General features: G+C 68.4%; 9 protein-coding genes. 3 read left to right on the top strand and 6 right to left on the bottom strand.

Annotation, left to right across the window (positions count from 1 at the left end; genetic code table 11):
* Positions 1-228 precede the first annotated feature (228 nt).
* From AB0M24_RS05970 to AB0M24_RS05950, 5 genes are all read right to left on the bottom strand, one after another.
* A complete protein-coding gene (locus AB0M24_RS05970) occupies positions 229-2010 on the bottom strand; it encodes a long-chain fatty acid--CoA ligase (protein ID WP_363761638.1) in 1782 nt (593 codons plus the stop codon).
* A gap of 81 nt (positions 2011-2091) precedes the next feature.
* On the bottom strand, positions 2092-4230 hold the full coding sequence (locus tag AB0M24_RS05965) for a molybdopterin oxidoreductase family protein (RefSeq protein WP_363761636.1): 2139 nt from the start codon (positions 4228-4230) through the stop codon (positions 2092-2094).
* Positions 4231-4263: 33 nt separating this feature from the next.
* Positions 4264-4911 carry a zinc-binding dehydrogenase gene (locus AB0M24_RS05960; protein ID WP_363761634.1) on the bottom strand — a complete coding sequence of 216 codons (648 nt, stop codon included), beginning with the start codon at positions 4909-4911 and terminating at the stop codon, positions 4264-4266.
* 54 nt (positions 4912-4965) lie between these two features.
* A complete protein-coding gene (locus AB0M24_RS05955; RefSeq protein WP_363761632.1) occupies positions 4966-5925 on the bottom strand; it encodes a polyprenyl synthetase family protein in 960 nt (319 codons plus the stop codon).
* Positions 5919-6911, bottom strand: a complete 993-nt coding sequence (locus AB0M24_RS05950) for a polyprenyl synthetase family protein (protein ID WP_363761630.1) — start codon at positions 6909-6911, stop codon at positions 5919-5921. The genes AB0M24_RS05955 and AB0M24_RS05950 overlap by 7 nt, the downstream gene beginning before the upstream one ends.
* A 200-nt stretch (positions 6912-7111) precedes the next feature.
* Between AB0M24_RS05950 and AB0M24_RS05945 the strand changes: the two genes are divergently transcribed.
* Together AB0M24_RS05945 and AB0M24_RS05940 are read left to right on the top strand one after the other, a co-directional pair.
* Entirely contained in the window at positions 7112-7765 is a 654-nt protein-coding gene (locus tag AB0M24_RS05945; RefSeq protein WP_363761628.1) for a terpene synthase family protein, read from the top strand.
* A gap of 50 nt (positions 7766-7815) precedes the next feature.
* Positions 7816-8778, top strand: a complete 963-nt coding sequence (locus AB0M24_RS05940) for an MASE1 domain-containing protein (RefSeq protein ID WP_363761626.1) — start codon at positions 7816-7818, stop codon at positions 8776-8778.
* On the opposite strand, the gene AB0M24_RS05935 is transcribed toward AB0M24_RS05940, so the two are convergent.
* Positions 8775-11585 (bottom strand): AAA family ATPase, encoded by a 2811-nt coding sequence (locus tag AB0M24_RS05935; RefSeq protein ID WP_363761624.1) that lies wholly within the window; start codon positions 11583-11585, stop codon positions 8775-8777. The genes AB0M24_RS05940 and AB0M24_RS05935 overlap by 4 nt on opposite strands.
* A gap of 173 nt (positions 11586-11758) precedes the next feature.
* Here AB0M24_RS05935 and AB0M24_RS05930 point away from each other — a divergent pair, with 173 nt between their 5' ends.
* Positions 11759-12979 carry a serine hydrolase domain-containing protein gene (locus AB0M24_RS05930; RefSeq protein ID WP_363761622.1) on the top strand — a complete coding sequence of 407 codons (1221 nt, stop codon included), beginning with the start codon at positions 11759-11761 and terminating at the stop codon, positions 12977-12979.
* Positions 12980-13219 lie beyond the last annotated feature (240 nt).

The raw sequence follows: 13219 nt of genomic DNA, 5'->3' as shown, positions 1-13219 counted from the left end.
ATCGAGAGAGTTGGATACCGACCGGTTTCCGCCGGTTCGGAAAACTCCGGAAATACAAGGCGGCCCCGGCGAGGCGTCTGGGGGGAGTACGCCGTGTGCCGGGGCCGCGAAGCGGCTGGGCCCGAGGGGGGAGGGGGCCGAGGCGCCGCTTGGTGTCCCACTCTGCCCTGACCGAGCCGAGAACGCCAGGGTGGATGTACCTGTTTTTGGATTTCTCGTACGTACGGGTTACTCGTAGAGCCCTTCGTACAACCCAGAGTGAAGGCGATGTACCACGGTGCGCTTGACCTTCAACGTGGGGGTGAGCTCACCCTCCTCCTGGGACAGATCGCGGCTGAGCAGGACGAACCGCTTCACCTGGGAAACACTGGCAAAGTGCGAGTTCGCTTCGTCAACAACTTCCTGCACGAGCGCTCGCACTTCCGGGTGACCCACCAAAGATTCGATGTCAGAAGGCAAGTCCCGCTGCGCCGCCCACGGCACGATCTCGTCGGCGTCGAGTGTGAGCAGGGCCACACAGTAGGGCTTGCGGTCCCCGAACAGGACCGCGTGCGAGATCCAGCGGGACTGGCGCAGGACGTTCTCCACGTTGGCGGGCGCGATGTTCTTGCCGCCCGCGGTGATGATGATGTCCTTCTTGCGCCCTGTGATCGTGACGAAACCGTCCGCGTCGATCTCACCCAGATCGCCCGTGTGCAACCAGCCGTCCTGGATCGTGGCAGCGGTGGCCTCGGGATTGCGCCAGTACCCCGCGAAGACGTGCGGGCCGCGCATCAGGAGCTCGCCATCGTCCCCGAGGGACATCTCCAGCCCGGCAACCCCTGACGCCCCAACGGAACCGAGCTTGAAACGTTCCAACGTGTTGATCGTGCCGACCGCGGTGGACTCGGTCATGCCGTAGCCCTCCAGCACCGGCACGCCTGCCGCGTGGAAGAACTGCAGCACCTCGCGGGAGATCGGCGCGGCACCGGACAACGCCTGCACGAGCCGCCCGCCGAACACCGCGCGCACCTTGGCGAACAGCGCGTCGACCTGGTCGAACGCGGCGGCCATCTCGGCGGGAACGGGCTCGCCGGCAGCGCGGCGACGCCGAACCTCGAGCCCCAGAGTCACCGCCTGCGCGAGCTGCTCCGGCGGCACTGCCGACGTGACGAAGGTGTAGATCTTCTCGAAGATCCGCGGCACGGAAGGCAGGAAGGTCGGCTTGACCTCGGCCAGCTCCGGCACGATCGCCGTCATGTCACCGCCGAAGTACGCCAGCGCGCCGCCGCGGTACATCGTGCCGAACATGACGATCTGCGCGAAGACGTGCGCCAGCGGCAGGAACAGGTAGACGGTGCCGGTCATCGCGTCGATGCGGGCTTCCTCCGCGACCCGGCACAGCGCGACCCAGTTCGCGTTGGTGAGGATGCAGCCCTTGGGCGGACCGGTGGTGCCCGAGGTGTAGATGATCAGGCTCGGGTCCTCGGGCTTGATCGCGCCACGCCGCGTGTCGAGCTCAGCGGCCAACGGAGACGTGCGGCCGGTGTCCTCCAGCTCCGCGATGCTCGGCCGGTCACCCGCCGGGTCGATCGTGAAAACCGTTCGGAGCTCAGGGAGTTCGGGCCGCACGACGTCGACCTTCACGCACTGCGCCTCGTTCTCGGCCACCACGATCGACGCGCCGGAGTCGCCGATCACCCACGCGATCTCCTCCGAGGTGCTCGACGGGTAGATCGGCACGACGATGCCGCCCGCCGCGAGCACCGCGAGCTCGACCGCCGTCCACTCAGGACGCGTGTTCGCGAGCACGCAGACCCGGTCACCCGCCTTCAGTCCGGCGTGGACGAACCCCGACGCCAGGTCCAGCACCTGCTCGGAGACCTCGGCGTAGGTCTGCTCCCGCCACTCCCCGTTCTGCTTGAACCGCCACGCCACCTTGTCGCCGTACGCCTGCTCCGCGAGGAACGGCAGGTCAGCTATCCGTCGAACAGCTTGCACCGCGCTGGGACTGGCAACTCCGGCGGTCATGGGCGGCTCCTAACCTTCGGGGGGATCTCTATGAACGGCGCTTTTGTGCACCTGAGGTGGACAAAAGCGCCGTTCATCGTTTTAGGCGGGCACGACCTGCACGCGGGTGCCGTTGAGGACGGCGGTGCCCGAGAGCGGGTCGATGCGGAGGTCGTCGGTGAGGAGGTTGACGTTCACGCCGGCGTGCTCGCGAGCGACGCTGAGCTGCGTGCCGGGCAGGTCGTGGCCCCAGCCGTGCGGCATCGAGACGACACCGGGTGCGATGTCGTCGGTGACCTCGACGAGCACCTCGATCTTGCCGACGCGCGAGGTGACCTGAGCGGTCTTGCCGTCCTCGATGCCCAGCCGCGACGCGTCGCCGGGGTTCACCAGCAGCGTGCACAACGGCTTGCCCTTCACCAGCGCGGGCACGTTGTGCATCCAGGAGTTGTTGGTGCGCAGGTGCCTGCGGCCGACCAGCACGAGCTCGGTCTCGGGCGTCTCCAACGACCTCAGCACGCGCGGCAGGTCGTCCATGATCGGCTGAGGCGTCAGCTCGATGCGGCCGGAGACAGTCCGGAGGATCTCCGGCAGGCGCGGGGTGAGCGGGCCGAGGTCGATGCCGTGCGGGTTGTCGAGCAGCTGCCGCAACGAAACGCCGTACGGACCGGTGCGGAGTTTGAGGTCCAGCAACCGTTCCTCGCGCGTCTCGCCCTCGGGTTCGAAGTCGACGCCCAGCTGCTGCTTGAGACCGGCGAGCTGCATCGCCGCCAGAGCGTCCAGATCCGCCGATGGACCGAGGCCGCTGAAGATCGTGGCGAGCCGGAAGAAGATGTCCGTCTCGTCGACCCTGCCTTCCTCCAACGGAATCGCCGCGCGCGAGTACTTCACGACGTTGCGGACGGAGTTGTTGAGGAACGCGATGTCGTAGTGGTCGCGGCGGGAGGGCGGCGGCGTGGGCAGGATGACGTCGGCGTGGCGAGTGGTTTCGTTCAGGTACGGGTCGACGCTGACCATGAAGTCCAGCCCCGCCAGCGCCGCGTTCACGCGAGCCGAGTTGGGCAACGACAGCGCGGGGTTGCCGCCGATCGTGAACAGCGCCCGCACCTGGCCTTCGCCTGGCGTCTCGATCTCGTCGACCATCGTGACGGCCGGGTACTCCCCCATCACCTCGGGGTGTCCCTTGACGCGGCTGTGCCAGCGGCCGACGCCGAAACCCTTGCCCTTGCCCGGGCCTCGCTTGCTGTGCGCGGGCAGCGGCCACATCACGCCACCGGCGCGGTCGAGGTTGCCGGTGAGGATGTTGAGCGTGTCGACCGCCCACGACGCGACCGTGCCGAACTCCACCGTCGTCGTGCCGATGCGCCCGTACACGGCAGCACGGTCGGCGGACGCCAGCTTCCGGGCCAGCTCGCGGATCGTGTCCGCGGCGACGCCCGTGCGTTCCGCGACGGCTTCCGGGCTGAACGGCACAACGTGCTCGCGGATCACCGAGTGGTCGGTGACGTGCTCGGCGAGTTCGCGAAGGTCGACCAGATCCTGCGCGAACAGCTCGTGGATCAACGCCAGCAACAGGAACACGTCCGTGCCGGGCCGGATCACGACGTGCTGATCGGCGGCTGCCGCGGTACGGCTGCGGCGCGGATCGACGACGACGAACGACCCGCCGCGCTTCTGGAGGTCCTTGAACCGGCCGGGCACGTCCGGAACCGTCCACAGGCTGCCGTTGGACGAGAACGGGTCCGCGCCCAGCACCAGCATGAAGTCGGTGCGGTCGATGTCCGGCACCGGGATCGAGAAGATGCTGCCGTACATGTGGCCGACCTGGACGTGCTTGGGCATCTGGTCGACGGTGCTGGCGGTGAAGACGTTGCGGCTGCCCAGCGCCTTGCGCAACGGCCCGGCGTAGAGACCGCCGGCGAGCGAGTGGACGACCGGGTTGCCGAGGTACATCGCGATGGAGTTGCGGTCGGGGAAGTCCTTGAGCCGCTCGTCGATGTACGCGAACGCCTCGTCCCAGGTCGCCTCCTGGAACTCGCCGTCCCGCTTGATCAACGGCTGCGCGAGGCGGTCCGGATCGGCGTCGAGCGTGCCGAGGGAGGCGCCCTTGGGGCAGATGAACCCCTTGCTGAAGTCGTCCTCGCGGTCGCCGCGCACCTTCGTGATGCGGTCGCCCTCGACCGTCAGCTCGAGCCCGCACGTCGCTTCGCAGAGCGGGCAGGTCGTGAACACGGTCCTCATGCGTCCCCTTAAACGGCTTGTTACCAACGAGTACTAGTCAGCTGCCATCGGACGCAATCGCCCAGCCGAGGTCAACCCGAACAGCTCACTGACAGCCCTGGCGATCATGTCCGGCCTGTCGAGGGTGTGCTCGAAGCGGAACCCGATGACCGCGCGCGAGCCACCGAGCAGCCCGGTCAGCTTGATGGATTCGTCCTGGTCAGCGCCGTAGCAGACGATCCGACCGAACGGCGCTAGAGCCTCTAACGAAGGCTTGAGGGTGTCACCGGGATCGAGCACCACGTCGACCTGTTTACCCTCGTTCGCCTCGATCAGCCGTTCGGCGAGCCCGTCCTGATCAGACTCCACGGCGACGTCGGCACCGAGCTTCAAAGCCTTGCGCCGGCGGGCCTGGCTGGAGTCCGTCGCGATCACACGCCCTGCCGCGAAACTGCGCGCGAGCTGGACCGCGATCGCGCCGATCTCGCTCGCCGCGTCGTGCACGACGATCGACTCGTCCGGCCTGAGGTGCGCGCACGTGCGGAGGAGGTGCCACGCCGTCGTGCCCGCTCTCGCGAGCGTCAGCGCCTGGTCGTCCGTGACACCCGCGGAGACCGGTAGGTGCAGGCGTCCGGCGACCACCACCACGCGACGTCCGCCGTCCTCGACCCGGACCTCGTCGACCGCCTCGGCTGTGCGCATGTAGCCCATCTCACGTTCTTGGGCCCACTGGCTGTAGTGCGGCTTCCACGACAACTAAGAATCGGCGCTGCTCAGAGACCTGTAATACGCGTACGCGAGCTCGGCCAGCAGGGTCAGTTCGGGCGAGCCGGTGTGCTCGATGTGCTTCAGCGCTCGGGTGACGCGGCGGTGGATCTCGGACTCCGCCCACTCCCGCGCCCCGGTCCTGGCCACGAGGGCGATGGCGCGGCGGGTCTGGGTGTCGTCCAGCTCGACGCCGGCCGCGTAGAGCTCGGCCAGCTGCGTTCCCGCCTCGGTCCCGGACCGCAGGGCGCGGATGATCGGCAGCGTCTTCTTGAGGCGGGCGACGTCGGAGCCGGTGGGCTTGCCGGTCGCCTCCTCGTCGCCCCAGATGCCGAGCAGGTCGTTGGCGAACTGGAAGGCGATGCCGATCTCGATGCCGAAGTCCTGGAACGTCCTCACGACGTCGTCGTCCGCTCCGGCGTTGAGCGCGGTCAGGGCGCCCGCGCAGCCGAGCAGGACGCCGGTTTTGCCCGCGGACATCCGCAGGCACTCGTCGAGGCTGACCTCGGCGCGTTGTTCGAAGGCGATGTCGAGGCTCTGGCCCTCGCACAGGTCCGTGACGCACCGTGCGAGCCGCCCGACGCCCTTCAGGCCGTCGAGTGTCTCCAGGCCGAGCGCGCACACCGCGTTGCCGACGAGCAACGCCTCCGAGGTGCCGTAGACCGTCCACAACGCGGGTCGCCCGTGCCGTTCGGCGTCCTGGTCGTGCACGTCGTCGTGGATCAACGTGAAGTTGTGCACCAGTTCGACAGCGGTCGCGATCGTGAGCGCGGTGTCGTGGTCGGCGTCGAGAGCGCGTGCTGTCGCGAGGACGAGAGCCGGCCGGACGGCTTTGCCACCACCGGCGAAGTGGTGGGCGGCGCGCTGCCGCAAAGTCGGGGGCAGGGTGTCGAGGCGGCTCTTGAGCAACGGCTGGACGGCCGCGCGGGCGTCGTCGAGGAGCTTCACCACGTGCTCACGCCCGGCAGCGCGAGGTCCGTCAGCACGGTCAGCGCTTCCGCACCGGTGCCGTGGAACGGCGCGTCCGTCAGCACTTCCAGCGCCTGCCGCCGTCTGTTCGTGATCATCTGCTGCACCTCGGCCACCGCCCCAGTGTCCGCGATCAACCGTTGTGCCGTACGCAGGCCGTCGTCGTCGAGGTGCCGGTCTCCGACGAGGTGCATGAGCTGATCTCGTTGCACCGGCGTGGCCAGCTCGATCGCGAGCTTGAGGACCACCGTCGGCTTGCCCTCTCGCAGATCACCGACGCGCGTCTGCGGGTAGCGGGACGGGATCACGTCCTCCAGGTCGTCGAGCAGCTGGAACGCCTCCCCCAGCGGCTCGGCGTAGGCGGTGCACGCGGCCAGCACGTCGTCGTCCGCACCCGCCATCGCCGCACCGATCCGCAACGGCCGGTGCACGGTGTACTGCGTGGTCTTGTAGTGGATCACCTCGAACGGCTCGGCGGCGCCGCACAGGTCGAGCAGCTGACCGATCAGGACGTCCTCGCGCATCTGGTGGACCTGTTCGAGCGCCGCCGCGCCGAGCCCGCTCATGAGCTCCGCCGACCACGCCTCGCAGAGGTCGCCGAGCAGGATCGCCGTGCTGACGGCGGTCCAGTCGTCGTCCGGCGCCATGATCCGGTGCAGCGTCGGGCGATCCCGGCGGACGTCCGAGCGGTCGATCACGTCGTCGTGGATCAGCACGTACGAGTGGAACAGCTCCAATCCGACGGCGAGGTCGAGCAGCCGCGGGTCGGGGTCGTCGCGCACGGTGTGCCAGCCCGCTTGGGCGAACAGCGGCCGAATCCGTTTTCCGGGTCCGTCGAGGAACGAGTCGAGGGCGCGCAGAGGCGCCGCGACCTGCGCGCCCGCGACGTCGTACTTGCGCCCGAGAATGAATCGCTTCAGCGCCTGCTCGATGTCCTGACGCACGCCGTGCAAATCGAGTGGGGACACGATCGGGAGTGTAACTTTCGCTCATGCTCACTTTCCAGGTGGAACTCCCGTTTTCTTTTCGACAGCATTCCGACAGGGAACGAATAGAGCTTTCGTCGCATTCCTGGGCCTTGCGGTTCGGGCTTTCGGAGCACGCCCGGCACTTCGGCACGTACGCCGCGATGACGTGCCCGAGCGCGCCAGCCGAGGGCGCCGAGCTGATGGCCGACCTGCTGACCTGGATGTTCGTCATCGACGACCACTACGAGTGCTCGGCAGGGCTCGCCGCCGACGGCCCGCTGATCGCCGCGCTGGCGGACGTTTCCATGCGGCTGGGAAATATATCGACACTCGAATGGAGAGATCGCTTCCACGGCCACTTCGCCGCGATGCTGGCCGCGGCGACTGCGGAAATAGGCCTGCGCGACGCCGGTTCACCTCCCGATTTCGACGACTACGTGACGCTTCGTCGCAATGCCGGCGCAATGAAGGTGGTGTTCGACGTACTCGAAGTATGTCTCGGTGTCGAGCTTTCCTCGGATTCATACCATTCGGAGCTCTACCAAGAAGTCGTTTTGGCCGGAACGGACGTCGTCACGTGGACCAACGACCTGTATTCATATGAAAAGGAAATGGCAGGCGGTCTGATGACGAACATGGTCGTCGTGCTGAACCATTCGGGGCTCGATCTCACCGAAGCGGTCGACGAGACCGTGCGGTTGATCGGGGAACGGGCGGGAGCACTCCGGGATGCTGTCGCGTCGCTGTCGGAGGGCGATCCCGCGTTCCGTTGCGCCACAGCGGTGTGCGACTGGGTGGCGGGCTCGAACCGTTGGCACGCCTGCGGAACCGACCGATACGGACCTACGGAGTGAGTCCGGTCGGGTACGCCGCGTGGCGAGGTATGGCGAACGGGTGTGGACAGGTGGAGAGTGTGCCGGTGAACGCCGCACTGCGCACCACCACGACGATCCTCGCGGTCGCGGTCGCCTACTACGCGACGGCGAAGGTGGGGCTGGTCCTGGCGCTGGTCAAGGGCCAGGTCACTCCACTGTGGCTGCCCACGGGAATCTCGGTCGCGGCGCTGCTGATGAACGGCCGCAAGATCTGGCCGGGCATCGCACTCGGTGCGTTGACCGCGAACCTCGCTCTCGGTGCGGGTCCCGGCGCCATCGTGATGATCACCGTCGGCAACACGCTCGCCCCGCTGGCCGCCTGGTACCTGCTGACGCGCTTCGGGTTCCGGCAGCAGCTCGACAGGTTGAAGGACGCGCTGCTGCTCGTGTTCGCGGGCGCGCTGGGCGCGATGATGGTCAGCGCGCTGGTGGGCGCGGCGGCGTTGAAGATCGGCGGCGACATCCCGTGGCACGAGGTCCCGGCGGTGATCGCGGTGTGGTGGACGGGCGACGCGATGGGCGTGCTGGTGTTCACGCCGTTGCTGCTGACCTTGCCCCGGCACTGGAACGCGGCACCGCTGCGGCTCGTGGAGGCCGCGGGCATCCTGGTCGCCACGGCTGCCCTCGCCGCGTTCGTGACGGTGTCGGAGTCACGCCTGCTGTTCCTGGTGTTCCCGATGCTGATCTGGGCGGCACTCAGGTTCCAGCACGCGATCGCGGCCCCGTGCGCGGTGATCATCTCGGTGGCCGCGGTGATGTCCGCCGCCAGCGGTCACTTCGCGCAGAACGACCTGCTGACGACGATGATCGTGCTGCAGGCGTTCAACGGGTCGGTGGCGCTGACCGGGCTGATCCTGAGCGCGATCACGAGCGAACGCAACGAGGCCAGGAAGTCGATCGAGCGGGCGTGCGTGCAGTTGGCCGAGACCGTCGCGCGGTACCAGCAGGACGGTGCTCGCAAACGGCTCGGCCGGGTGATTCCACCGGCTTAGCGCTGTTGCATCGCGTCCAGGACCCGCGCCAGCTCCAGGCGTGAGGACACGTGCAGCTTGGCGTAGATGCGGGACAGGTAGACCTCGATCGTGCGCGGGCTGTAGTGCAGGGCCGCGGCGATGTCGCGGTTGCGCATTCCTTGCTGCACAAGGCGAGCCACGTTCTCCTCGGCCTCGGTCAGCAGGCCCGGCGCCTTCGAGCGGGCTCGCGGGACCTTGGCGCCCAACGTTCTGAGGCGGTTGCCCGCCTGGCGCCGCAGTCCGTGCGCGCCGAGGCGTTGGAACGCGGTGTAGGCCTCGACGAGCGTCGGCACCTCGTCCTTCGTGACCTCTCCCAGTGCGAGTTGGGCGCGGGCCTTCTCGAACTCCAGACCGCCCAGCGCCGCCTCGGACACGGCCTCTCGCAACAGGTCCGCGTCCTGCCGCACGACTCCGGTGACGCGCCGGATCGTGGTGCGCGACCAGGGTGAGACGCGGGTCGGCGAGACGGCTGCCAGCTGATCCAGGGCCTTGAGGGCCTGGTCGTTGTGACCTCGTTCGAGGTCCAGTTCGATCATCCGCGCGACCAGGACGCAGGAGTAGGCGGCTTCGAGTTTCGAGCCGATCGCGTCCCCGAGCAGCTTGTACGCGGCATCCGTGTCCCCGCGCGCGACCAGGTACTCGGCGAGCGCGGAGGCGTGCAGCTTGGAGATGTTCACCGACTGCGGGGCGGGCAGCGAGGCCAGGCGGGCGGCGACGTCGAGCTCGCCGCGCCAGGTGCGGATCGACAGCTCGATCGCCTGCAGGACACCGAGAGCCTGGTCGGCCTGGGCGGCCTCCACGTCCGGCAGCCAGCGGCCGATGCCGTCGAGCGCGGCGTCCCAGTGCCCGCCGAGCCAGTCCAGCGCCACCCGTGACGCGGCCCGTTCGGCGCGGAAGCCGTGCGAGCCGACCTGGTCGACGAGCTCCTCCGCTCGCCGGACCCGCCACTCGGCGTCGTGCACGAGGCCGGCGAGCGAGGTGATCGACGCGCAGACCGACAGCGCCTGGAGCTCGAGCATCGGCTGGCCGTCGCTGTACGACAGGGCTCGGTTGGCGTACTCGACCGTGCGGTCGTGCTGGAAGAGCAACGAGCTGAGCATCGCGAGGTGCTCGAAGACGATCACGCCCTCGGCCGGCGAGCTGATCGGGAGAGCCTCGATGCGGGCTACTTCCGTGACGGCGTCTTCGTGGCGGTTGTTGTAGACGAGGAGCACGGCGCGTTGGGCTTCCAACGACGCGGGGACCGGCCCGCGCGCGACCTCGTCATCGGCCAGTGCCATCGCTTCTTGCGTGCGTCCGACCGAGAAGAGGGAGGAGATCACGGCCGTGGCAACGCGCGTGCGTTCTTGGCCGGGCTCCAAGGATTCGAGGGCGGCGAGGCCAGGTTCGATCGCGAGCGCCGGACGGGAGGCCCTGGCGAGCACCCGGCACTGCAACGCGAGCAGCTCGGAACGTTCGGGGGCGTTGCGCGGCAACAGTTGCAAGGCTCGGGCGCACAGAGCGGCGGCGGTCTCCGGTGCCGTCGCGCGGGCCACCGACGCGGCCTCGGCCAGGACACCGACCGCGACACGATCACCGGGCGCGGCCGACTCGGCGAGGTGCCAGGCCAGTTGGAGCAGGTCCACAGCCAGGCCCTGGGCGCGGTCCTCCAGCAGTCTCGCCGAGATCAGCGAGTGCAGGTGACGGCGCTGAGCAGGGCCGACCTCGTGGTAGAGCGCTTCGCCTACGAGCGCGTGCGAGAACCTGTAGCCGCGTTCGTCGTCGTGGACCACGATGTGCGCGCGCAGGAGTTCGTCGAACGCACCGACGACGGTCTGCTCAGGAAGGCTCGCAACGCGCGCGAGCAGCGAGATCTGGTCGAGGCGAACTCTTCTGAACACGGCGACAGCGCGCGCTACGAGCCGTGTGTCGTTCTCCAGCGGTGCGACTCGCCTTAGAACGGCCTCGCGACGCGTGAGTCGAATGGCGTCCGGGGACACCGCGAGCCGGGCCCGGTTGTTGTCGACCGTCACCAGATCGAGTTCTCTCAACGACCGCGCGATCTCGGTGACGAAGAAGGGGTTGCCGTCGGATCGTTGCTGGACCTCGCGGGCAAGGGCGTCGTCCGGGGCGGTCTGCAGCACGGCCTCGACGATGCGCGCGACATCCGCGCCGGACAGCGGGGCGAGCTGCAGGCGCATAACCTCCGCGTGCTGCTCCACGCGGTCCAGCAGGTTCTCCCCGGCTTCGCCCGTGTGCGGACGACTGGCCGTGACGAGGACCAGCGGGGCCGCCGAGACCCGGCGCAGCACCAACGTCAGCAGGGCCAGGGAGTCGTCGTCGACATGGTCGAGGTCGTCGATCAGCAACGCCGCGGGCCGCGTAGCCGTCAGCTCGGTGAGCAGCCGCACCACCTTGTCGCACGCCCGCCCGAACCACGCGCCGGAGTCCTCGGCCACCGAGATCTCCAGCGCGGCCAAGGCATCGGCCTTCGCCTTGTCCGCGGGCAGCGACCTGATCAACGCGAGCACCGCGCCGTACGGGATGCGCTTGCCGAGCACGTCCGACGCACTGGCCAGCACCGCGCAATGACGATCTTTGAGTCGTCTGGCGAGCTCCGCGAGCAAACTCGTCTTGCCGATCCCCGGCTCACCGCTGACCTGCACCACGACGAGCCCCGTAGCGGGCGCCGCGTCCACGCAGTCCAGCACGGCGCGCAGTTCGGGTTCCCGACCCACGAGTGCGCGGCTTGGAGTGTCGGCGATGACGGCCTCCCGGCTTCTGCGGTGCTGCGCAGAGTCTTCCATGTGGGTGTCTTGACTCGGCAAGGGCCGCTTTCCGTACGCGATCAGTCACTCTCAGTAGGACTGCTGCTCCGTGTGAGGCCGGACACGTTAGCCGCTAAGTGTTCCCTACTAATCCGTGGTTCCACTGAGTGATGGCCTAGAGGCAACCCCGCCGCCCCTTCCGAGGAGGGTCAATGTCGATCCAGGGAACCTGCGCCCCGCAGTTCGCAGAGGTCCGCACCGAGTTCGAACGCAACTTCGCCGAGCGCGGCGAGGTCGGCGCCTCCGTGCACGTGACCCTCGACGGCGAGCCCGTCGTGGACCTCTGGGGCGGTGTAGCCGACACGGTGTCCAACCAGCCGTGGTCCGAAGAAACCATCGTCCACGTCTGGTCCTGCACCAAAGCCGCCACCTCGCTGTGCGCCCACATCCTGGCCTCGCGCGGCGCCCTGGACCTCAACGCGCCCGTAGTCCAGTACTGGCCGGAATACGGCGCCGAGGGCAAGGAATCCACCCTCGTCCGCCACGTCCTGTCGCACCAAGCAGGCCTGCCCGCCCTCACCGAGTGGCTCCCAGCCGGTGCCTTCTACGACTGGGACCTGGTCACCTCCTCCCTGGCCGCCCAGAAGCCCCTCTGGGAACCCGGCACGCGCCACGGCTACCACGGCCTGACCTTCGGCTTCCTAGTCGGCGAGATCATCCGCCGCGTAACGGGCCTCTCCCTGGGCCAGTTCTTCGAAAAGGAAGTCTCCGGCCCCCTAGGCCTGGACTTCTGGATGGGCCTGCCCGAGGACCTCGAACCGCACGTGGCCCCCACCATCCCGGTAGACCCCACGCAACCGGGGATCCTCCTGCCGTCGCTCTTCATCACAGCTCTCACCCAGCCCGAGTCCGTCCCGGGTCTGATGCTCCTCAACAACGGCGGCTACATGGCCCCTGGCGAATCCGACTCCCGCGCCGCCCATACGGCAGAAATGGGCGCGATCGGCGGAATCTCGAACGCCCGGGGCCTGGCAGGCATGTACCGCCCGCTGGCCCTGGGCGGCGCCTACAACGGCGTCCGCCTGGTCAACGAGTCGCAGATCCCGCAGATGTCGAACGTGGCAGTGGCCGGAGCCGACGCCGTGGTCCTGGTCCCATCCCGCTTCGGCCTGGGCTTCCAGAAGGCCTGCGACAACGCCCACCTCCCGCCGAACGACGCCGAGGGCCTGCTCATCCCCGAGGAAGCCTTCGGCCACAACGGAATGGGCGGCTCACTCGGCTTCGCGGACCCGAAGGCCCGCCTCTCCTTCGGCTACGCGATGAACCGGCAGGGCCCGGGCCTAGGCGTGAACGCACGCGGCCAGTCCCTAGTGGACGCTGTCTACCGCGCTCTCGGCTACCGCCAAACGGGAGGCGGCACCTGGTTCGCCTAACCGCGAAGCCGAAGGCGAGCCCCCGACGGCGAAGCCGAGGGCAGGAGCGAAGGCGAAGCCGAAGCAAGTAGCGAAGCCGAAGGCGAGCAAGCTTTCCGCGTGGTTCGGTGGGCCCCGTCACGAGTCGTGTCTGACCGTTTGCCGCGCCAGAGGGGTCAGGTCAAGCGTCAGCGCCTTGGTCTTGCGCTTCGGCTTCTGCGGCGGCTGCGCGACCTGCGTGGTCTGGGGAGTGCTCGTCCG

This window comes from Lentzea sp. NPDC051838 (assembly GCF_040681245.1).
In the GTDB taxonomy this organism is placed as follows: domain Bacteria; phylum Actinomycetota; class Actinomycetes; order Mycobacteriales; family Pseudonocardiaceae; genus Lentzea.
This window is presented reverse-complemented; position numbering and strand designations above follow the sequence as displayed.

Coding starts and splice junctions, on each gene's coding strand:
- AB0M24_RS05930 (WP_363761622.1), top strand. CDS start 11,759: ATGTCGATCCAGGGAACCTGCGCCCCGCAGTTCGCAGAGGTCCGCACC.
- AB0M24_RS05945 (WP_363761628.1), top strand. CDS start 7,112: ATGGCCGACCTGCTGACCTGGATGTTCGTCATCGACGACCACTACGAG.
- AB0M24_RS05960 (WP_363761634.1), bottom strand. CDS start 4,911: ATGCGCACAGCCGAGGCGGTCGACGAGGTCCGGGTCGAGGACGGCGGA.
- AB0M24_RS05935 (WP_363761624.1), bottom strand. CDS start 11,585: ATGGAAGACTCTGCGCAGCACCGCAGAAGCCGGGAGGCCGTCATCGCC.
- AB0M24_RS05970 (WP_363761638.1), bottom strand. CDS start 2,010: ATGACCGCCGGAGTTGCCAGTCCCAGCGCGGTGCAAGCTGTTCGACGG.
- AB0M24_RS05965 (WP_363761636.1), bottom strand. CDS start 4,230: ATGAGGACCGTGTTCACGACCTGCCCGCTCTGCGAAGCGACGTGCGGG.